This is a genomic window from Ralstonia sp. 1138 (genome assembly GCF_040544795.1).
In the GTDB taxonomy this organism is placed as follows: Bacteria; Pseudomonadota; Gammaproteobacteria; order Burkholderiales; family Burkholderiaceae; genus Ralstonia; species Ralstonia flatus.
The window spans coordinates 712,340-733,039 of record NZ_JBEPKQ010000003.1 but is presented as its reverse complement, the minus strand read 5'-3'; the positions used below and the strand labels follow the sequence as shown (position 1 = coordinate 733,039).

At 64.4% G+C, this 20,700-nt stretch carries 16 protein-coding genes and 1 riboswitch; of the genes, 12 read left to right on the top strand and 4 right to left on the bottom strand.

Translation table 11 applies throughout. The features are described from left to right. Positions 1 to 191 precede the first annotated feature (191 nt). The 6 genes from xdhA to ABIC76_RS16245 all read left to right on the top strand — a co-directional run bounded on the left by xdhA (position 192) and on the right by ABIC76_RS16245 (position 8,326). A complete protein-coding gene (gene xdhA / locus ABIC76_RS16270; protein WP_354534586.1) occupies positions 192 to 1,706 on the top strand; it encodes a xanthine dehydrogenase small subunit in 1,515 nt (504 codons plus the stop codon). A gap of 4 nt (positions 1,707 to 1,710) precedes the next feature. Beyond that, positions 1,711 to 4,077, top strand: coding sequence for a xanthine dehydrogenase molybdopterin binding subunit (gene xdhB, locus ABIC76_RS16265; RefSeq protein ID WP_354534585.1), 2,367 nt, complete (start codon positions 1,711 to 1,713; stop codon positions 4,075 to 4,077). A gap of 13 nt (positions 4,078 to 4,090) precedes the next feature. After that, positions 4,091 to 5,125 (top strand): xanthine dehydrogenase accessory protein XdhC, encoded by a 1,035-nt coding sequence (gene xdhC, locus ABIC76_RS16260; RefSeq protein WP_354534584.1) that lies wholly within the window; start codon positions 4,091 to 4,093, stop codon positions 5,123 to 5,125. Between the two features lie 2 nt (positions 5,126 to 5,127). Next, positions 5,128 to 6,165, top strand: coding sequence for an adenosine deaminase (locus tag ABIC76_RS16255; protein WP_102066428.1), 1,038 nt, complete (start codon positions 5,128 to 5,130; stop codon positions 6,163 to 6,165). A 17-nt stretch (positions 6,166 to 6,182) separates the two neighbouring features. Beyond that, entirely contained in the window at positions 6,183 to 7,517 is a 1,335-nt protein-coding gene (gene guaD / locus ABIC76_RS16250; protein ID WP_102066429.1) for a guanine deaminase, read from the top strand. 13 nt (positions 7,518 to 7,530) lie between these two features. Continuing rightward, positions 7,531 to 7,699: riboswitch (yybP-ykoY riboswitch) on the top strand. Between the two features lie 54 nt (positions 7,700 to 7,753). Then, the gene (locus tag ABIC76_RS16245; RefSeq protein WP_354534583.1) at positions 7,754 to 8,326 is read left to right on the top strand and encodes a TMEM165/GDT1 family protein; all 573 of its coding nucleotides are present in this window, start codon (positions 7,754 to 7,756) and stop codon (positions 8,324 to 8,326) included. A 218-nt stretch (positions 8,327 to 8,544) separates the two neighbouring features. Here the strand turns inward: ABIC76_RS16245 and ABIC76_RS16240 are convergent, their stop codons facing one another. After that, entirely contained in the window at positions 8,545 to 9,822 is a 1,278-nt protein-coding gene (locus ABIC76_RS16240) for a urate hydroxylase PuuD (protein ID WP_102066431.1), read from the bottom strand. Between the two features lie 17 nt (positions 9,823 to 9,839). Then, positions 9,840 to 10,193, bottom strand: a complete 354-nt coding sequence (gene uraH, locus ABIC76_RS16235; protein ID WP_027681000.1) for a hydroxyisourate hydrolase — start codon at positions 10,191 to 10,193, stop codon at positions 9,840 to 9,842. Positions 10,194 to 10,571: 378 nt separating this feature from the next. Between uraH and ABIC76_RS16230 the strand changes: the two genes are divergently transcribed. The 6 genes from ABIC76_RS16230 (at position 10,572) to ABIC76_RS16205 (ending at position 17,196) form a co-directional block, all read left to right on the top strand. Beyond that, the gene (locus ABIC76_RS16230) at positions 10,572 to 11,330 is read left to right on the top strand and encodes a GntR family transcriptional regulator (protein WP_027680999.1); all 759 of its coding nucleotides are present in this window, start codon (positions 10,572 to 10,574) and stop codon (positions 11,328 to 11,330) included. A gap of 215 nt (positions 11,331 to 11,545) precedes the next feature. Next, positions 11,546 to 12,955 (top strand): nucleobase:cation symporter-2 family protein, encoded by a 1,410-nt coding sequence (locus ABIC76_RS16225; RefSeq protein ID WP_102066432.1) that lies wholly within the window; start codon positions 11,546 to 11,548, stop codon positions 12,953 to 12,955. A 4-nt stretch (positions 12,956 to 12,959) separates the two neighbouring features. Beyond that, positions 12,960 to 14,378 (top strand): 8-oxoguanine deaminase, encoded by a 1,419-nt coding sequence (locus ABIC76_RS16220; RefSeq protein ID WP_102066433.1) that lies wholly within the window; start codon positions 12,960 to 12,962, stop codon positions 14,376 to 14,378. Positions 14,379 to 14,489: 111 nt separating this feature from the next. Further along, positions 14,490 to 15,452, top strand: a complete 963-nt coding sequence (gene puuE / locus ABIC76_RS16215) for an allantoinase PuuE (protein WP_102066434.1) — start codon at positions 14,490 to 14,492, stop codon at positions 15,450 to 15,452. Then, positions 15,449 to 15,973 (top strand): 2-oxo-4-hydroxy-4-carboxy-5-ureidoimidazoline decarboxylase, encoded by a 525-nt coding sequence (gene uraD, locus ABIC76_RS16210; protein WP_343548300.1) that lies wholly within the window; start codon positions 15,449 to 15,451, stop codon positions 15,971 to 15,973. The genes puuE and uraD overlap by 4 nt, the downstream gene beginning before the upstream one ends. Positions 15,974 to 16,125: 152 nt before the next feature. After that, the gene (locus ABIC76_RS16205; RefSeq protein WP_102066436.1) at positions 16,126 to 17,196 is read left to right on the top strand and encodes a porin; all 1,071 of its coding nucleotides are present in this window, start codon (positions 16,126 to 16,128) and stop codon (positions 17,194 to 17,196) included. Positions 17,197 to 17,294: 98 nt separating this feature from the next. On the opposite strand, the gene ABIC76_RS16200 is transcribed toward ABIC76_RS16205, so the two are convergent. Then, positions 17,295 to 19,616 (bottom strand): NADP-dependent malic enzyme, encoded by a 2,322-nt coding sequence (locus ABIC76_RS16200; protein WP_354534582.1) that lies wholly within the window; start codon positions 19,614 to 19,616, stop codon positions 17,295 to 17,297. Between the two features lie 295 nt (positions 19,617 to 19,911). Further along, entirely contained in the window at positions 19,912 to 20,580 is a 669-nt protein-coding gene (locus ABIC76_RS16195; RefSeq protein WP_354534581.1) for a DUF4136 domain-containing protein, read from the bottom strand. Positions 20,581 to 20,700: the final 120 nt, after the last annotated feature.

The window sequence follows — 20,700 nt, the reverse complement described above, 5'->3', positions numbered from 1 at the left end:
GACCCTTCTAAAAAAACGTGCTTGGGGACGCTGTCAGTGTATGTCAGTTGCACGCCGCGCCGCCAGACCGCTACCGGCGGGTATACCCCGGATTTTGGCTTTCCGATGCGGGTTATCACATGGGCCAAATATTGCATTCCTAGGCCGGTGCTATGGTTCCGTTACACACACAAACAGGCGTAGAACCCCCCATGGAGACTCAGCCCATCCGCTTCTTCCACCGCGGTCAGGTCCGCACCGTTACGGATGCCCCGATCACCCGAACGGTGCTTCAATACCTGCGTGAAGACGCACACTGCACAGGCACCAAGGAAGGGTGCGCCGAGGGCGATTGCGGTGCGTGTACCGTTGTGCTCGGCGAACTGCAGGAAGACGGCAGCGTCGGCCTGAAGGCCGTCAACGCGTGTATCCAGTTCCTGCCCACACTGGACGGCAAGGCGCTGTTCACCGTGGAAGACGTGCGCGGCAAGGACGGCACGCTGCACCCGGTGCAAGAGGCCATGGTGGAGTGCCACGGATCCCAGTGCGGCTTTTGCACGCCTGGCTTTGTGATGTCGCTGTACGCCCTGTACGAAAACACCGGCAACCAGGCGCCGATCCCGTCGCGCCAGACCATCTGCGATTCACTGACCGGCAACCTGTGCCGCTGCACCGGATACCGTCCCATCATCGACGCCGGCGAACGCATGTTCGAGCTGCCCGCGCCGGCAGGCATCGACCGCACGCAGTTGGCTGAAACGCTGCGCAAGCTGCAGCGCAACGACACCTTCAGCTACGCCCCCGCCGGCACCGAGAATGCGCCACGCTTCTACGCACCGCGTACCGCATCCGCCTTTGCCGCCATCAAGGCCGCGCATCCGAACATCCGCATCCTGGCCGGCAGCACCGACGTCGGCCTGTGGGTCACGAAGCAGTTCCGCGACCTGGGCGACATCCTGTACATCGGCCAGGTGGCCGATCTCTACGCCCTGGAAAAGCGCGATGGCTGGATCGAGATCGGCGCCGCCGTCTCGCTGGAAAAGGCCTACGCATTCCTGGCTGCGGACTACCCCGAAGTGACCGAATTGTGGAAGCGCTTTGCCTCGCTGCCGATCCGCAATGCCGGCACGCTGGGCGGCAACATCGCCAACGGCTCGCCGATCGGTGACTCGGCACCCGCGCTCATCGCCATCGGCACGCGCGTCGTGCTGCAGCGTGGCGACGTCCGCCGCGAGCTGGCGCTTGAAGACCTCTACCTCGCCTACCAGAAGAACGCGATGGAAGAAGGCGAATTCGTTGCGGGCCTGCGCATCCCCGCACGTGAGGGCCGCGATGCCCTGCGCTTCCGTACATACAAGCTCTCGAAGCGCTTTGACGAGGACATTTCCGCCGTGTGCGCGGCGCTTGCTATCGAGCTGGACGGTGACATGGTGCGCAGCGCACGTATCGCTTACGGCGGCATGGCGGCAACCTCCAAGCGTGCGACGGAGACGGAAAATGCCATCACCGGTCAACCCTGGAACGAAGCGACCGTGCGTGCTGCCATGGCAGCCATGTCGCGCGACTACACCCCGCTGACCGACATGCGCGCGACTGACAACTACCGTCGCATATCGGCCGCCAACACGGTGTATCGCTTCTGGCTGGAAACCCGCGTCGATGCGCCGCTCGCGCCCGAACAGATCAATGTGCGCGCGGTCGAATTGAATACCCTCACGGCAGCCTAAGAACATGAACAAGCAAACCGAAGCCTTCCTGCTGGCGGAAGCCGATATTGCTGCCGCCATGCCCGGCCAGCGCGGCGCTGTGGTGGGCATTTCGCGCCCGCACGAATCTGCGCACCTGCATGTTGCGGGCACCGCCACATACACCGACGACATTCCGGAGCTGGCCGGCACGCTGCACGCGGCGCTGGGCATGAGCACGCAAGCGCATGCGCGCATCGTGAACATGGATCTGGATCGCGTGAAGGCCGCGCCTGGCGTGGTGGCGGTATTCACGTCGGCCGACATTCCGGGCACGAACGATTGCGGCCCGATCATTCACGACGACCCGATCCTGGCGACCGACACGGTGCACTTCATCGGCCAGCCGATGTTCATCGTGGTGGCCACGTCGCACGATGCGGCGCGACGCGCAGCGCGTCTGGGCAATATCGAATACGAAGTGCTGCCCCCGCTGCTGACGCCCGAAGAAGCGCGCGCCGCCGGCAAGTCCGTGCTGCCGCCGATGCACCTCAAGCGCGGCGAACCGGCTGAGCGCATCGCTGCCGCGCCGCACTCCGAAGCCGGCAAGATGTCGTTGGGCGGGCAGGAGCAGTTCTACCTCGAAAGCCAGATCTCGTACGCGGTGCCGAAAGAAGACAACGGCATGCATGTGTGGTGCTCGACGCAGCATCCGACCGAGATGCAGCACATGGTGTCGCACATGCTGGGCTGGCACGCCAACCAGGTGCTGGTCGAATGCCGCCGCATGGGCGGTGGTTTCGGCGGGAAGGAATCGCAGTCGGGCCTGTTTGCGTGCTGTGCCTCGCTGGCGGCGTGGAAGCTCGCCTGCCCCGTCAAGCTGCGTCCGGACCGCGACGACGACATGATGATCACCGGCAAGCGGCATGACTTCCGCTTCGCCTACGAAGCCGGCTACGACGACGACGGGCGCATCCAGGGCGTCAAGGTCGACATGACCTCGCGCGCCGGTTTCTCGGCCGACCTGTCAGGCCCGGTGATGACGCGCGCCATCTGCCACTTCGACAACGCCTACTGGCTGCCCGAGGTGGAGATCGACGGCTTCTGCGCGCGCACCAACACGCAGTCGAACACCGCATTCCGCGGCTTCGGCGGCCCGCAAGGCGCGTTCGCCATCGAATACATCATGGACAACATCGCGCGCTCGGTCGGCAAGGATGCGCTCGATGTGCGCCGCGCCAATGTTTACGGCAAGGACAAGAACAACGTCACGCCGTACGGGCAGACCGTGGAGGACAACGTCATTCATGAACTGCTCGACGAACTGGAAGCGACGTCCGACTACCGCGCCCGCCGCGAAGCCATTCGCGCATTCAACGCGACCAGTCCGGTGCTCAAGCGCGGCCTGGCGCTGACGCCGGTGAAGTTCGGCATCTCGTTCAACGTGAAGCACTTCAACCAGGCTGGCGCGCTGGTGCACGTCTACAACGACGGCTCGATCCTCGTGAACCACGGCGGCACCGAAATGGGCCAGGGCCTGAACACGAAGGTCGCGCAGGTCGTGGCGCACGAACTGGGCGTGTCGTTCTCGCGCATCCGCGTAACGGCCACCGACACCAGCAAGGTGGCCAACACGTCCGCCACGGCGGCATCCACCGGCAGCGACCTGAACGGCAAGGCTGCGCAAGACGCCGCACGCCAGATCCGCCAGCGCCTGATCGCGTTTGCAGCCGAGCATTACGAAGCGCCCATCGAGACGGTGGCGATCGTGGGCGACCATCTCAAAATCGGTACGCGCCGCGTGCCGTTCGACGAGCTGATCGGCAAGGCCTATGTTGCCCGCGTGCAATTGTGGTCCGACGGCTTCTATGCCACGCCCAAGCTGCACTGGGATCAATCCAAGCTCAAAGGCCGTCCGTTCTACTACTACGCCTATGGCGCAGCCGTGTCGGAAGTGGTCGTCGATACGCTGACCGGCGAATGGCGCCTGCTGCGCGCCGACGTGCTGCACGACGCCGGCCGCTCGATCAACCCGGCCATCGACATCGGCCAGGTCGAAGGCGCGTTCATCCAGGGCATGGGCTGGCTGACGACCGAAGAGCTGTGGTGGAACAAGAACGGCAAGCTGATGACGCATGCGCCGTCCACCTACAAGATCCCGACGGTCAACGACTGCCCGCCGGATTTCCGTGTGAACCTGTTCAACAACGCCAACGTGGAAGACAGCATCCATCGTTCCAAGGCGCTGGGTGAGCCGCCGCTGCTGCTGCCGTTCTCGGTCTTCTTCGCCATTCGCGATGCGGTGGCTGCGGTTGGCGATGGCCGCACGAACCCGCCGCTGAATGCGCCGGCCACCAGCGAGGAAATCCTCAAGGCCGTGGATGCCATCCGCAGCGCCCCGCTGACTGCCTGAGTTGGGAGACACCATGGACCACACGCAACTGCGCCCATTCCGCTTCGCCGATGTGCTTGCCACCGTGCAGGCCGGGCAGCCGTGCGTGCTGGTCACGGTGACAGACGTCCAGGGCTCGGCGCCGCGCGAACCGGGCACGCTCATGCTGGTGGGCACCGACGGTTTCTACGGCACCATCGGCGGCGGCCATCTCGAGTGGCGCGCGATGGAAATCGCCCAGACGATGATGGCCGCGCCCGAGGCCACCGGCGAAGCGCGCCGCCAGTTCGTGCGTATTCCGCTGGGGCCGGCGCTCGGCCAATGCTGCGGCGGCGTGGTCCGCCTGTCGTTGGAGCGCCTCGATGCGCGCGATGTGGAATGGATCCGGCTTGCGGATGACGCCATGCGCCAACGCCGCAGCCTGCGCCGGTTTGTGCCGGCCGATGTGGAAGCGCCTGTCGAAGCGAGCATCGGAGATGCCGCCGCAGCCGGCGTAACGCTCGACGCCCGCGGATTCACCCAAACCGTGCTGCCGCCCGACATGTCAATCGTGCTGTGCGGCGCGGGGCATGTCGGCCACGCCATCGTGCGTGCGCTGGCCCATCTGCCGTGCCGCGTGACGTGGGTGGACGAGCGCGATGCGATGTTCCCGTTTCCCACGGAAGTGCCGCCGAATGTCGTCATCGAATCCACCGACACGCCGGAAGCCGTGATCGATCAGGCGCCCGCCGGCAGCTACTTCCTGGTCATGACGCACAACCACGCGTTGGACCTCGCCCTGTGCGAACGCATCATGCGCCGCACGGACTTTGCCTACTTCGGCCTGATCGGCTCCAAGACCAAGCGCGCGCGCTTCGAGCATCGCATGGTCGAACACGGCGTGGACCCGGCGCGCCTGCCGGAAATGGTGTGCCCGATCGGCGTGGCGGGCATTGTGGACAAGGCGCCGGATATCATTGCGGTATCCGTCGTCGCGCAACTGCTGCAGGTGCGAGAGCTGCAACAACAAGCGCTCACCAGCGCCAGCAGCGGCGCGGCGGTCCCTTACCGAGTCCCCACGCCTGTCTGATCATGCCGATTTCTTCCGCGCTTGCAGAACGCATTGCCACCAGCCCGAAAGCTGAACTGCATATCCACATCGAAGGCTCGCTCGAACCTGAACTGATGTTCGCGCTGGCCGAGCGCAACGGCGTGAAGCTGCCGTATGCATCCGTTGAAGAAGTACGCGCCGCCTACGCCTTCGACGATCTGCAATCGTTCCTCGACCTGTACTACGCCGGCGCCAGCGTGCTGCTCACCGAGCAGGATTTCTACGACATGACCGCCGCGTACGTGGCACGCGCGCTTGCCGACAACGTCCACCACGCCGAAATCTTCTTCGACCCGCAGACGCACACCGCCCGCAACGTGCCCATGCATGTGGTCATTCACGGCATCGTCCGCGCGTTGGATGACGCCGAGCGCGAGCACGGTTTCTCCAGCGCGCTGATCCTCTGCTTCCTGCGCCATCTGAGCGAAGAAGACGCTTTCGACACGCTCGAAGCAGCCCTGCCCTACATCCAGGACCCGGCCAACCGCATCATCGGTGTGGGGCTGGATTCGTCCGAGCGCGGCAACCCGCCGGAAAAATTCGCACGCGTATTCGCACGCTGCAAGGAACTCGGCCTGCACCTCGTCGCCCACGCCGGTGAAGAAGGCCCGGCGCAATACGTGATCGACGCGCTCGACATCCTGAAGGTGGAGCGCATCGATCACGGCGTACGCGCCATCGACGATGCCGCGCTCGTCAAGCGCCTCGCGGCCGAACGCATCGCGCTGACGGTCTGCCCGCTGTCGAACGAAAAACTGAAGGTCTACCCCGACTTGCGCGACCACTCGCTCAAGCAACTGCTGGACGCCGGCTGCGCTGTGACGCTGCATTCCGACGATCCGGCCTACTTTGGCGGCTACATGAACACCAACTGGCTCGCCACGTTCAACGCCCTTGACCTGTCTGCGGCTGATGCCCACGCGCTCGCACGCAACAGCTTCGAGGCGTCCTTCCTGCCCGAACAGGACAAAGCCCTGTGGCTTGCCAAGGTCGACGACCACTGGAAAGCCGCACACTAAAAATCCACGAGACGACGATGACCACGATGCCTCCGACTTCCAATTCCGTTCACGCTTACCGCGGCCGTGTGCTGCATTTCCTGCACGACCCGCAGTATCGCGAGCGCGATGCCTATGAATACTGGGAAGACGGCCTGCTCGTAGTTTCGGACGGCAAGGTGGTCAAGGCCGGCGACTATGCCGCGCTGCGCGAAGACCTGCCCCTCGGCACGCAACTGCACGACTACAGCGGCAAGCTCATCGTTCCGGGCTTCATCGACACGCATATCCACTTCCCGCAGACGGACATGATCGCGTCGCCGTCGCCGGGCCTGCTGCACTGGCTGGAGACGTACACCTTCCCGGAAGAGCGCCGCTTCGAAAGCGAGCAGTACGCCGCCGGTGTCGCCTCGTTCTTCCTCGACGAACTGCTGCGCAACGGCACGACCAGCGCGATGGTGTGGAGCACCGTGCATCGCGGCTCCGCCGAGACGCTGTTCACCCAAGCACAGCAACGCGGCATGCGCATGATCACCGGCAAGGTGATGATGGATCGCAATTGCCCGGAATACCTGCGCGACACGGCCGAATCCGGCGCGCGCGACACCGCCGACCTCATCTCGCGCTGGCACGGCAAGGACCGGCTGGCCTACGCCATCACGCCGCGATTCGCGCCAACCTCGAGCGAAGCGCAGCTGCAGGCCTGCGCAGAACTCGCCAAGCAATACAAGGACGTCTTCATCCAGACGCACGTCGCAGAAAACCCCGACGAAGTGAAATGGGTTGCCGACCTGTTCCCCAACGCACGCAGCTATCTGGACGTCTACGACCGCTACGGGCTGCTGCGCAAAGGCGCCTTCTACGGCCACGCCATCTGGCTGGACGACGGTGACCGCCAACGCATGGCCGAATCCGGCGCAGCCGTTGCGCACTGCCCTACGTCGAACCTGTTCCTGGGCAGCGGCCTCTACAACTTCCACAAGAACGACGCGTACCGCCTGGCGCTCACGCTGGCGACCGACGTGGGCGGCGGCAGCTCGTTCTCGATGCTGCGCACGATGGGCACGGCGCATAAGGTCGCGCGCATGGGCGGATATCACCTGACGGCGTTGCGGATGTTCTACCTGGCCACGCGCGGCGCCGCCGAAGCGCTGGGCTGGGAAGACCGCATCGGTAGCTTCGTGCCGGGCGCCGAAGCCGACTTCATCGTGCTGGACCCCGCCGCCACGCCGCTGCTGGCTCGCCGCAACGCTCGCTCGGAAACACTGGAAGAGCTGCTGTTCTCGTTGGCGCTGCTGGGCGAGGACCGTGCGGTATCCGCCACATACGTGCAGGGTGAACCGGCGAAATTTGCGGTTGGCGCCAACGCTTGATGCACTTATAATCGCGGCTTCCATTGGGGAGTAGCCGCTCGAAGTCGTCACTTCGAGGGCCACGTCAACAGACTTGACCGCCGTCGCAACGACAGGTGGTTATGGCGTGGTCAGCCGCACTCAGGGTGCCATCCGTGCACCGGTGACGCGCCTGGCGAGACCGATGACAACCCACTGCGGACAGGGCCGGCAGTGGCGCGTCATTGGTTCGCATACGGCCCGGACACCACAACAACATGGAAGCCTTTCTCGTCTCCACCGGCATCGTCGCGCTCGCAGAAATCGGCGACAAGACGCAGCTGCTGTCGATCCTGCTGGCCGCGCGTTTTCGCAAGCCGGTACCGATCATTCTCGGCATCTTCATCTCCACCCTCGTCAACCACGCACTGGCCGGCGCCGTCGGTGGCTGGATCACGCACGTGCTGGGCGAAAACGTGCTGCGGTGGATCCTGGGCGTGGGCTTTATCGCCATGGCCGGCTGGATGCTGATTCCGGACAAGCTCGACGACGACGAAGCACCCTCGACGACGCAGCGCGGTCTGGGCATCCTCGGGACCACCATCGTTGCGTTCTTCTTTGCCGAGATGGGCGACAAGACGCAGATCGCGACCGTGGCACTGGCGGCCCGTTTTAACGACGTGTTTTCTGTCGTGGCCGGCACAACCGTCGGCATGCTGCTCGCCAACGTGCCGGCAGTACTGATGGGCAACAAGTTCGCTGCGCGCATGCCGATCACACTGGTGCATCGGATTGCGGCGCTGATCTTCCTGGTGCTGGGCGTACTGGCGTTGCTCGGCGTCGGGAAGTAAGTCGCCAATCCGAGGGGCTGGGGGCCGCCCTGCCTGCGCCCCTTGCGGCCGATGACGCAGAGGCAAATTCAGCCCAGCCACGGACACATCTCTGCAGACGCTTCAGGCGAAAAAAAAAACGGGGCCGCAGCCCCGTTCAACCCTCACCGGTCATGCCACCCGCTAGGGAACGAATGGCATGCTCCGATAAACCGTTCTGTTGTTGCTCAGCGTGCGCCTCAGTTCGTCTTGGCGCCGCCTTCAAACCACTTGGCGATGATCGTGCGCTCGTCGTCGGTGATTTGCGTCACGTTGCCCAGCGGCATCAGCTTTTGCTGCACGACCTGCTGGTAGACGAGCTGTGCATGCTTGCCCAGTTCTTCCGGCGTATCGAGCAACACGCCCTTGGCCGGTGAAGGCATCAGGGTAGGATGCGCCGAGTGACATTGGTAGCACCGTGCGGTAACGACTGCCTGTACTTTGGCGAAGTCCGAACCGCCGGCAGCTGCCGCAGTGGCCTGGTCTGCTGCAGCCGGTGTTGAAGCGCTGCCTTCTGCCGCTGCTGCAGGCGCCGTCGCCGCCGGGGCTTCTGCCACCGGGGCTGCCGGACGCGACACCGGAGCCAGCCACACCGCCACACCCAACAGCACAGCCACGCCCGCTGCCGGATAGCCCCAGTTCACGACGCCCTTGTGCTTCAGGATGAAGAACTGGCGGATCAGCACGCCGGCCAGCATGATCAGCACCAGCACAACCCAGTTGTACTTGGCGGCGTACGTCATGCTGTAGTGGTTCGACAGCATCGCGAACAGCACCGGCAGCGTGAAATACGTGTTGTGCACGCTGCGCTGTTTGCCGCGCTTGCCGTGGATCGGGTCCGGCTTTTCGCCGGCCTTGAGCGAGGCGACCACCTTGCGTTGCCCCGGGATGATCCAGAAGAACACGTTAGCGCTCATGATCGTTGCGATCATTGCGCCGATCAGCAGGAACGCTGCGCGGCCCGAGAACAGGTGGCACGCCGCAAACGCCGCAATCACCACGTAGATCGCCACGAGAATGCCCACCACGCGGTCGTTCTTGCCGAACACGCGGCAGATCGTGTCGTACACGAGCCAGCCGACCACCAGGAAGCCCAGCGCTAGCAACACCGCCGTCGTCGCCGTCATGTCGAACACGCTGCGATCGATCATGTAGACGTTGGCGTTGAACAGGTACACCACCGTCAGCAGGGCGAAGCCCGACATCCACGTCGAATACGACTCCCAGTAGAACCAGTGCAGATGGTCCGGCAGCTGCTTCGGCGCCAGCAGATACTTCTGCGGGTTGTAGAACCCGCCGCCGTGCACGGCCCACAGCTCGCCGTCGACGCCCTTGTCCTTCAGGTCCGGCGCGGTCGGCTTGGTCAGGCTGTTATCGAGCCAGACGAAGTAGAACGACGACCCGATCCACGCGATCGCGACGATCACGTGCAGCCAACGCAAGAGCAAGTTGGCCCAGTCGAGGATATAGCCTTCCATGATGACTCCCTGCCCTGTTAGCTACCGCGATAGGTCGAATACGACCACGGCGACACCAGCAGCGGCACGTGGTAGTGCGCACTGGTGTCGGCCACGCCAAAGCGCAGCGTCACCACGTCCAGGAACGCGGGCTCGGGGAGTTTGACGCCGGCGGCGCGGTAGTACTCGCCCACGCCGAAGTCCAGCTCGTACACGCCGGTTTGCAGCGCGTCGCCTTCAAGCAGCGGCGCATCGCAACGGCCATCGTGATTGGTGCGGACCGACTTGATCGGTTGCCGCTGATTGTCGACAATTTTAAACAGTGCGATCGCCAGGTTTTGGCCCGGCGTGCCTGCAGCGGTGTCGAGCACATGGGTGGTCAAGCGTCCCATTTGTCTTCCTCTGTAGTTCGAATTTTCAGAAGCGCCGCTGCCTCCACTTGCACCTCGCGCCAAACCCTTGTGTGACAAGGGCTGGCGTCGGGGCCCGCTCGGTACGTGCTGTGCACGCATCCCGGCGCGCGTCCAGCCGGTTTACGCCTGCCGCCCATGTTGGGAGGGTGCATGCCAAACCGGCAAAGCCGTCGCTCGTTCTGGGTCCGACGCCTTGCTTCCGCCGTGTCGCTGGACTCGGCTTGAAGCAGGGATTTCCCTAGTTTGTCGGATTCCCGAACGCATTTTGTTGACAATATTGAAGGCCGCCACGAATAATTGTCAACAGATTTTCGCAGTTGCTTATGCTGCGGCGCGTTACTCAAAGGCGGATCTGCCATGTCCAAGAATCTCAAGCTGGTCTCCACGGAAGCGACGTCGAAGTCGGGCGTCAAGGCATCGGGAGCAACACGCATGTCGGTCGAAGAACGGATGTATCACGAGATCTACGACGCGATCATGGAGCACCGCCTGCCCCCGCGCACCAAGCTGACGGAGCATGCGCTGTGCGAAATCTATGCCACCGCGCGTCATACGGTGCGCAAGGTCTTCTCCCAACTCGCCGCGGACGGCCTGGTCGACCTGGAACCGAATCGCGGCGCGTTCATCGCCGCGCCCTCCATCGACGAAGCCCACGCCATGTTCGAGCTGCGTCAGATCCTGGAGCGTGCGGTGCTCGACAAGGTCGGCCGCAGCAGCAATCCCAAGGCGGCCGTCGCCCCGCTGCTCGAACTCGTCAAACAGGAACGCCAGGCGTTTGTCACGCAGGATCGTCCGCGCTGGATTCGCCTGTCTGCGGAATTTCACGTGGCGCTGGCCGAGCAATCCGGCAATCCGCTGGTGGTCGAGATGATGCGCCGGCTGGTGTCGCGCACCACGCTGATGATCGCCAGCGTTGAGGCTCCCGGCAACAACGCGTGCTCGTTCGACGAACACCTCGACATCCTCAATGCCCTGGAGCGTGGCGACGCCAGCGCTGCCCAGGCCCACATGGCCCAGCACTTGCAATGCTGCGCCGATCGCGTGCGCCCCGAAGCGCCCGCTGATTTCGATCTGCGTTCGGTATTGGGCCCGCGCGGCGGGAAGGACAAAGTCTAGGACCGGTTTAGCTGTACGGGGCGAGCTGGCACGACAGAGGCCGGCCGCCCAAGAACCTGTCCACGATCCGTAGCGACCCGCCGAAGGTTGGCCCGAGAGACACCGCCCGACATCAGGACGGCACGTGTCACAAGGCCAGAACCGGGGCTCGCAGCAGGAATGTGGACAGGCTCCAAGCCGGACGCCGTCCGGCTTACCACCCAAAGGAGACCTTTATGGCAAGCAGCACCATCGCCGCCCCCACGGCGGATCTGACCAATGAGCGCGTGGCGTACGGACGCCTGCTCGCATTGGGTCTGCAACATGTATTGGTGATGTATGCAGGCACCGTGGCAGTGCCTCTGATTGTGGGCGGTGCACTGCATCTGCCCAAGGAACAGCTCGCTTTCCTGATCAACGCGGACTTGTTTGCCGCTGGCCTTGCCACCCTCATCCAGGCCTTCGGCATTTGGAAGTTCGGCATTCGTATGCCGGTCATGATGGGCGTGACCTTCGCCTCGGTGGGCCCGATGATTGCCATCGGCACCGACCCGAGCATCGGCCTGCTCGGCATCTACGGCGCCGTGATCGCGGCGGGGTTGTTCGGCATCATCGTCGCGCCGCTCATGGGTCGCGTGCTCGGGCTCTTCCCGCCGGTCGTGACGGGCACCGTCATCACGCTGATCGGCATGTCGCTGATGGGCGTTGGCATCAACTGGGCAGCGGGCGGCCAGCCGACCATGAAGACGATGGTGGACGGCGTACTCAAGACCGTGCCCAACCCGGCCTACGGCGACCTGAGCGGCCTTGGCATCGCGCTGGCCGTGCTCGTCATCATCCTGCTGCTGACAAAGTACGGTCGCGGCCTGATCGGCAACATTGCCGTGCTGCTGGGCATCGTGATCGGAACGTTCATCGCCATGGCATTCGGCAAGGTCAGCTTTGCAGGCATTACCGAAGCTGACTGGGTGGCCGTCATCACGCCGCTGCACTTCGGCATGCCGACGTTCCACTTCGGCGCCATCGCTTCGATGTGCATCGTGATGTTGATCACGCTCGTCGAATCGACCGGCATGTTCCTGGCGCTGGCGGAAATCACCGGCAAGAAGCTGTCCACCGATGACCTCACACGCGGCCTGCGCGCCGACGGCCTGGGTACCGTGATCGGCGGCGTGTTCAACACGTTCCCGTACACCTCGTTCTCGCAGAACGTTGGGTTGGTGACGGTCACGGGCGTGCGTTCGCGCTTCGTGGCAGCCATGGGCGGCGTGATCCTGATCGCACTGGGCCTGTTCCCGAAGATGGCGCACATCGTGGCGTCGGTTCCTTCGTTCGTGCTGGGCGGTGCGGGCATTGTGATGTTCGGCATGGTGGCCGCCACCGGCGTACGCATTCTCGGCTCGATCGATTTCAACAAGTACCGCCACAACCTGTTCATCGTCGCCATCTCGATCGGCTTCGGCATGATCCCCACGCTGGCACCGACCTTCTTCCAGTACCTGCCGCGTTGGCTGGAGCCCGTCACGCACAGCGGCATCGTGCTGGGCACGCTGGTCGCGGTCATCCTGAACCTCTACTACAACGGCATGCAGTCGGCCGAGCACGCAATGCGCGACGCTGCCGCCAACACCCACGGCACGGAGTAATTGCATGAACGCCACTGTCGCGCACAACGACCCGCTTCTGATCGCCCGTCATGCCGACGTGCTGGTTACCATGGATGCGCAACGCCGCGAGATCCCCGACGGCGCTTTGGTGGCGCGCGGTGGCGTGGTCGAATGGGTCGGCGCCACAGCCGACCTGCCGTCGCAGTATCGCGACACCATCGGCCAGCCCAACGTGCGCGTGATGGAACTTCGCGACCACGTGGTCACGCCGGGCTTCGTCAACACGCACCATCACATGTATCAGAGCCTGACGCGCGCCCTGCCCGCCGCGCAGGATGCCGAACTGTTCGGCTGGCTGACCAACCTGTATCCGGTGTGGGCGGGTCTCACGCCCGAGATGGTTCGTGTTTCTACGCTCACTGCGATGGCGGAACTGCTGCTCTCCGGCTGCACGACGTCCAGCGATCACCTGTATCTCTATCCGAACGGTAGCCGGCTCGATGATTCGATCGAAGCCGCGCAGCAGATCGGCATGCGTTTTCACGCGGCGCGCGGCAGCATGAGCGTCGGCCGCAGCCAGGGCGGTTTGCCGCCGGACCGCGTGGTCGAAGGCGAAGAGGCCATCCTGAAGGAGACGCAGCGCCTGATCGAAACCTGGCACAACGCCGATCGCCATTCGATGCTGCGCGTGGTGGTGGCGCCGTGCTCGCCCTTCTCCGTCTCGCGCGACCTGATGCGCGAATCGGCGAAGCTCGCGCGCAGCTACGGCGTGTCGATGCATACGCACCTGGCCGAGAACGACAACGACATCGCTTACTCGCGCGAGAAGTTCGGCATGACGCCGGCCGAGTACGCGGAAGACCTCGGCTGGGTCGGCCGCGACGTCTGGCATGCGCACTGCGTGAAGCTCGACGCGCACGGCATCGACGTGTTTGCGCGCACCGGCACGGGCGTTGCGCATTGCCCGTGCTCGAACATGCGCTTGGCGTCGGGCATTGCGCCCATCCGCACCATGCGCGATGCCGGCGTCCCGGTCGGCCTGGGCGTGGATGGCAGTGCATCGAACGATGGCGCGCACATGCTCGGCGAAACGCGCCAAGCCATGCTGCTCGCACGCGTCGGCTTTGGCCCTGCGGCGATGAGCGCGCGCGAGGCACTGGAGATCGCCACACTCGGCGGCGCGCGCGTGCTCAACCGCGACGACATCGGCGCGCTCGCACCCGGCATGTCGGCCGACTTTGTCAGTTTCGATCGTCACCAGGTCGGTTTTGCCGGCGCCGACCACGACCCCGTCGCGGCGCTGGTGTTCTGCGCCCCGTCCAACGTGGCGCACAGCGTGATCAACGGGCGCGTGGTCGTCGAAGACGGCCGCCTGACCACGCTTGAACTCGATGCCCATCTCACGGTTCACCGGAAGCTCGCGCTGGAACTGGCGCAGGCTGCCCGGGCAGTCCCGGCCTGACGCGATGGCGCCTGGCCTTCTTCATGACGCCACTGTGATGTCGTGAATTTGGAAAGCCGCATTCCACTGTCCGACCGGTGTTGTATGAAGTCTCCTCGATATGAAAAAACCATGACAAACAATAACTATCCGCGCGATCTCATCGGTTACGGCAAGAACCCGCCGAACGCCAACTGGCCGGGCGGCGCGCGCGTGGCACTGCAGTTCGTCCTCAACTACGAGGAAGGCGGTGAAAACTGCGTGTTGCACGGCGATGCCGGCTCCGAGCAGTTCCTGTCTGAAATCATCGGCGCTGCGGCTTACCCTGCGCGCCACATGAGCATGGAGGGGATTTACGAATACGGCTCGCGCGCAGGCGTGTGGCGCATCCTGCGCGAGTTTGAGAAGCGCGGCCTGCCGCTGACGATCTTCGGTGTGTCGATGGCCCTGCAGCGCCATCCGGACGTGACGCAGGCTTTCGTTGACCTGGGCCACGAAATCGCCTGCCACGGCTGGCGCTGGATCCATTACCAGAACATCGACGAAGCGACCGAGCGCGAGCACATGCGCATTGGCGTCGAGATCATTCGCGAGCTGACCGGCAACGCACCGCTGGGCTGGTACACCGGCCGCGACAGCCCCAACACGCGCCGACTGGTGGTCGAGCACGGCGGCTTTGCCTACGACGCCGATTACTACGGCGACGACCTGCCCTTCTGGACCGAAGTCGAAACCTCGTCCGGCGAGCACAAACCGCACCTGGTGGTGCCGTACACGCTCGACACCAACGACATGCGCTTTGCCAGCCCGCAAGGTTTCAACACGGCAGACCACTTCTACCAGTACCTGAAGGACGCCTTCGATGTGCTGTACGAGGAAGGCGATCCCAATGGCCTCGCGCAGCCGAAGATGCTGTCGATCGGCATGCACTGCCGCCTGCTGGGCCGCCCGGCGCGCTTCCGTGCGCTGCAGCGCTTCCTCGACTACGTGCAATCGCACGACAAGGTCTGGATCTGCCGCCGTATCGACATCGCGCAGCACTGGATCCAGAACCATCCGTATGCCAAGCAACCCGTTTTGAGCACCGCAGCATGAGCCAGACCACCTACACCCTCTCGCAACTCAACGGCATGGACGCATCGCAGTTCGTGCAAGTCCTCGGGGGCGTCTACGAGCACTCGCCGTGGGTTGCCGAACAGGCCGCCACGCAGCGCCCGTTCGCTTCGGCCGAGGCGCTCGCGGCTGCCATGCGCAATGCCGTGGACACCGCCGGCATTGAGCCGCAGCTCAAGCTCGTGCGCGCTCACCCCGAGCTGGCGGGCAAGGCGGCCGTGCGCGGTGAACTGACCGCCGAGTCGACGCGCGAGCAAAGCGGTGCGGGCCTGAACCAGTGCACGCCGGAAGAGTTTGCACGCCTGCAGGCACTCAACGCGCAGTACAACGAGAAGTTCGGCTTCCCGTTCATCCTGGCGGTGCGCGGCTATGACCGCCACGGCATCATCGACAACTTCAGCAAGCGCGTGGAAAACGACCGCGATACCGAGCTGCGTGCGTCGCTCGAACAGATTCATCGCATTGCAGGTTTCCGCCTGGCCGATTTGATTTCAGCAAACTGATTTTTCAGGTTCATCAGCAAAAAACAACGCTGTGGGCACGGTGTCATGGGGCATGGGACACCGTCCGGCATGGAGCCTGACCAGCCGGCCTGTGACCGCATCGAAGAATGCGGCGCAACCTGCAGTGATCTTCAACAACAAAGGAGGTAGCAATGCAGTCGAAATTCAAGCGTGGCATGGCCGCGCTGGCAGTGGCATCGGCACTGGGGGCAGCAAGTGCCGGTGCACAGGCGCAATCGTCCGTCACGCTGTACGGCCAGGTGGACGCCTGGGCGGGCGCCACCAAGAGCCTGGGCGCATCGGATCGCGCCTGGGGCGTCAACTCGGGCGGGATGTCCACGTCGTACTGGGGCATGAAGGGCAGCGAAGACCTCGGCAACGGCCTGAAGGCGATCTTCACGCTGGAAGCGTTCTTCCGCCCCGACACCGGCAAGTACGGCCGCTTTGACGGCGACACGTTCTTCGCTCGCAACTCGTTCGTCGGCCTGCAATCAAGCACCTGGGGCTCGATCAAGCTCGGCCGCCTGACGCCGCCGTATTTCGTATCGACGATCCTGTTCAACCCGTTCATCGATTCGTACACGTTCTCGCCGATGGTGTTCCACACGTACCTCGGCAACGGCCTGAGCGGCCCCGGCGGCATCTCCGGCCTCGTCGGCGATTCGGGCTGGAACAACTCGATCATGTACTCCACGCCGGACTTCAACGGTCTGACCGCCAACTTCATCTACGGCGCGGGCGAGCAGGCCGGTCACAACGGCCAGAACAAGTGGGGCGGCAACTTCCTGTACTTCCGTGGCAACTTCGCGGCCACGGCGGCCTTCCAGCAAGTGCGCTTCGACTCCGCCCCGGGCGACCTGAACGCACTGGTGGCAGGCTTCTCGCGCCAGACCGCGGCGCAGCTGGGTGCCACGTACGACTTTGGCGTGGCCAAGGTCTACGGCCAGTACCAGTACATCAAGAACGCCATCAACTCCGGCGATGCGAAGAGCAACGGCGGCCAGCTGGGCGTATCGGTGCCGGTCGGCCCTGGCAGCATCCTGGCGTCGTACGCGTACACGAAAACGTCGGGCGCGGCCGACGTGAAGCGCAACACGTGGGCCGTCGGTTACGACTACTCGCTGTCCAAGCGCACCGACGTGTACGCCGCGTACATGCGCGACAAGGTGACAAACCTCAGCTCGGCCGACACCTTCGGCGTGGGCATCCGCGCGAAGTTCTAAGCAGTCGGCAGCAAAGAAAAACGGCGCCTGGACTCTCCCCAGGCGCCGTTTTCTTTTGGGCCGCCCACCTTCTGCGGCCCAAGCGTCGGATCAACCGATCAACGCGTAGCCGACACGTCTGCCACCGCCAGCGCCGTCATGTTGACGATGCGGCGCGATGTGGCCGACGGGTTCAGGATGTGCACCGGCTTGGCTGCCCCCAGCAGGATCGGGCCCACCGTCACGCCCTGCCCACCCGTGATCTTGAGCAGGTTGAACGCGATGTTGGCGGCGTCGAGCGACGGCATCACCAGCAGGTTTGCGCTGCCCGAGAACGCGCTCTTCGGCAGGAAGTGGTGGCGGATGTCTTCCGACAGCGCCGCATCACCCTGGATCTCGCCTTCCACCTGCAGGTCCGGCGCTTCCGCCTTCAGCAGGTCATACGCAGCGCGCATGCGGCGGGCCGATGCATTTTTCGACGAGCCGAACATCGAGTGCGACAGCATCGCGACCTTCGGCTCCTGGCCGAAACGGCGCACTTCTTCTGCCGCCAGCTTGGTGATATCGGCCAGCTCTTCTGCGCTCGGCATTTCGTTGACGAACGTATCGGTGATGAACAGCGTGTGCTTCTCCAGCATCAGGCCGTTCATGGCGGCGAACACCTTGGCGTTCGGGGCCAGGCCGATCACGTCGCGCACGTGTTCCAGGTGCGCGTCGAAGCGGCCAACCGTGCCGCACAGCAGCGCATCGGCATCGCCCAAGCGCACAAGCAATGCACCGATCAGCGTGTTCGAACGGCGCAGCGCCGACTTCGCCATGTCCGGCGTCACGCCGTTGCGGCCCATCAGCTCGTGGTAAGCGGTGTGGTACTGGTGATAGCGGCGGTCGTCTTCCGGGTCGACCAGCTCGAAATGCACGCCCGGCTTCAGGCGCAGGCCGGCCTTCTGAATGCGCATTTCGATCACGTGCGGACGGCCGATCAGGATCGGCTTGGCGAGGCCTTCGTCGACCACCGTCTGCACCGCGCGCAGCACGCGCTCTTCCTCACCTTCGGCGTACACGACGCGCTTCGGGTTGGCCTTGGCGGCCGAGAACACCGGCCGCATGGTCAGGCCCGTGTGGTACACGAAGTCGCTCAGCTGGGCGCGATAGGCGTCCAGATCCTTGATCGGGCGCGTGGCCACGCCGGACTCTTCTGCGGCCTTGGCAACGGCCGGCGCGATCTTCTCGATCAGGCGCGAATCGAACGGCTTCGGGATGATGTAATCCGGGCCGAAGGTCAGGTCCTGGCCGGCGTAAGCCTGCGCCACGGCGTCGTTCGTTTCGGCTTCTGCCAGCTCGGCAATGGCCTTCACGCAGGCCAGCTTCATCTCTTCCGTGATCTTCGTGGCGCCGCAATCGAGCGCACCGCGGAAGATGTACGGGAAGCACAGCACGTTGTTGACCTGGTTCGGGTAGTCCGAACGGCCCGTGGCGATGATGCAGTCCGGGCGCGCGGCCTTGGCGATTTCCGGACGGATTTCCGGCTCGGGGTTGGCCAGCGCCAGGATGATCGGCTTCGGGGCCATGGTCTTGACCATGTCGGCGGTCAGCACGCCGGCCGCCGAGCAACCCAGGAACACGTCGGCATCGCGCACGATGTCGGCCAGCGTACGGGCCGACGTGTCTTGCGCATAGCGCGCCTTGTTCGGCTCCATCTTGGCGTCGCGGCCGGCGTAGATCACGCCCTTGGAGTCGACCACGTAGACGTTCTCGCGCTTGACGCCCAGGCCCACCATCACGTCCAGGCAGGCAATGGCCGCAGCGCCGGCACCGGACACGGCCACCTTCACGTTGCCGATGTCCTTGCCGACAACCTTCAGGCCGTTGAGCAGCGCCGCCGACGAGATGATCGCCGTGCCGTGCTGGTCATCGTGGAAGACAGGAATGTTCAGGCGGTCACGCAGCTTCTGCTCGATGTAGAAGCACTCCGGGGCCTTGATGTCTTCAAGGTTGATCCCGCCCAGCGTCGGCTCCAGCGAGGCGATGATGTCGACCAGCTTGTCCGGGTCGCGCTCGGCCAGTTCAATATCGAATACGTCCACGCCGGCAAATTTCTTGAACAGGCAGCCCTTGCCTTCCATCACGGGCTTGCTGGCCAGCGGGCCGATGTCGCCCAGGCCCAGCACCGCGGTGCCGTTGGTAATCACGCCGACGAGGTTGCCGCGCGAGGTGTATTCCGCCGCCAGCGACGGATCTTGCTCGATCGCGGTACACGGATACGCCACGCCCGGCGAATACGCCAGCGAGAGGTCGCGCTGATTGATCAGCGCCTTGGTCGGGCGAACCTCGATCTTGCCGCGCGTGGGTGCGCGGTGATATTCAAACGCCGCGCGGCGCAGTTCGGCCTCGGCGCCTTGGTCTTGGGAATCCGGCGAGGCGTCGTGAAGCTTGTCGTTCATAGCAATGCATCCTGATGGGGAGTTCCGCGGATGAGGCGCACAGGCGCTCAGGCAGAAACTCCCTGAGACAAAGTGGCAAAAACCAGTGGGAACAGAGAGAAACCGGGGGCGAGGCCGCACGCGTTCTGGGGCACCGTCAGGAGGGTAGCGACGGAGCGGACGCAGCGCCGGCCAAGGGTGGCGGTCGGCGCGAGACGGGATGAAGTGACAACGCTCAAGCGGGGTACGGCTGGCGGCCTACAGATTAGGTCCCGCATTCTAACGTAGACCGCCGGCCAAAACCCACCCGGGCGCACTACTTAGGTGCCGGCCCGGATGCGGGTTTCGCGGCGGGTTTCACCGATGGATCAACCGGCAGTTCCACGAGGATCGGCTGCGCATTCGGCGCCGGGAAATTGGCAAAAGCGCTGCGCACCAGATACGGCATCACAGCCGTCAGCGAGCCATCCCCACCCTGCGTTTGCGCCGTCACCTGGTAAACACGCTTGCCGGTAGCTGCCTCGTCAATTTCCACGTGATAGGCGTAGAACGGCACCTGGACGTTCGTGTCGACGTATTGCGGACCCCACGGGCCCCAGGGTCCCCAGGGACTACGCCACGGCCCCCAAGGCCCGGGGCCCCAGTACGGATCCGGATACACGGGCTGGCGCACCTGCACGAGCCGCGTGGCGGTCGAATAGTCCAGGCGGACCACATAGCGGGCGCTGGCGCGGGGTACGCTGGTAAAACCGTGGGCGGCCAGTTGGTCCGATGTCCAGGCCTCGTAAGTCTGGCGCTCCAGGTCATTTTGCTGCGCTGCGGTGCGTTCGAAGGCATAGGTGCGCGGCGGGGTGTCGGTCCAGCCGGGTTGCCGGAACGCCGTCACCTGACTGGTGACCGTGCTCGCACAGCCCGCCAGGAGGCTGGCCGCCATCAACGCGCCGGCCATCGGCCAGACGCCCGATGACTTGATCCATTTCCACATAAAAATCCCCCTACTCTCAATCAGACAGATGGCCGCGGGCCCGGGAAACAGGCTGCGCGCGGTCTGTTACTCAGAGTGACGCCGAGCGCGGAAGATTCCCGCCGAGCGGCTGAGTACAAT

Excerpts from the sequence above, each read along its gene's own strand:
- xdhA (WP_354534586.1), top strand. The coding sequence starts at position 192 with ATGGAGACTCAGCCCATCCGCTTCTTCCACCGCGGTCAGGTCCGCACC.
- xdhB (WP_354534585.1), top strand. The coding sequence starts at position 1,711 with ATGAACAAGCAAACCGAAGCCTTCCTGCTGGCGGAAGCCGATATTGCT.
- xdhC (WP_354534584.1), top strand. The coding sequence starts at position 4,091 with ATGGACCACACGCAACTGCGCCCATTCCGCTTCGCCGATGTGCTTGCC.
- ABIC76_RS16255 (WP_102066428.1), top strand. The coding sequence starts at position 5,128 with ATGCCGATTTCTTCCGCGCTTGCAGAACGCATTGCCACCAGCCCGAAA.
- guaD (WP_102066429.1), top strand. The coding sequence starts at position 6,183 with ATGACCACGATGCCTCCGACTTCCAATTCCGTTCACGCTTACCGCGGC.
- ABIC76_RS16245 (WP_354534583.1), top strand. The coding sequence starts at position 7,754 with ATGGAAGCCTTTCTCGTCTCCACCGGCATCGTCGCGCTCGCAGAAATC.
- ABIC76_RS16240 (WP_102066431.1), bottom strand. The coding sequence starts at position 9,822 with ATGGAAGGCTATATCCTCGACTGGGCCAACTTGCTCTTGCGTTGGCTG.
- uraH (WP_027681000.1), bottom strand. The coding sequence starts at position 10,193 with ATGGGACGCTTGACCACCCATGTGCTCGACACCGCTGCAGGCACGCCG.
- ABIC76_RS16230 (WP_027680999.1), top strand. The coding sequence starts at position 10,572 with ATGTCCAAGAATCTCAAGCTGGTCTCCACGGAAGCGACGTCGAAGTCG.
- ABIC76_RS16225 (WP_102066432.1), top strand. The coding sequence starts at position 11,546 with ATGGCAAGCAGCACCATCGCCGCCCCCACGGCGGATCTGACCAATGAG.
- ABIC76_RS16220 (WP_102066433.1), top strand. The coding sequence starts at position 12,960 with ATGAACGCCACTGTCGCGCACAACGACCCGCTTCTGATCGCCCGTCAT.
- puuE (WP_102066434.1), top strand. The coding sequence starts at position 14,490 with ATGACAAACAATAACTATCCGCGCGATCTCATCGGTTACGGCAAGAAC.
- uraD (WP_343548300.1), top strand. The coding sequence starts at position 15,449 with ATGAGCCAGACCACCTACACCCTCTCGCAACTCAACGGCATGGACGCA.
- ABIC76_RS16205 (WP_102066436.1), top strand. The coding sequence starts at position 16,126 with ATGCAGTCGAAATTCAAGCGTGGCATGGCCGCGCTGGCAGTGGCATCG.
- ABIC76_RS16200 (WP_354534582.1), bottom strand. The coding sequence starts at position 19,616 with ATGAACGACAAGCTTCACGACGCCTCGCCGGATTCCCAAGACCAAGGC.
- ABIC76_RS16195 (WP_354534581.1), bottom strand. The coding sequence starts at position 20,580 with ATGTGGAAATGGATCAAGTCATCGGGCGTCTGGCCGATGGCCGGCGCG.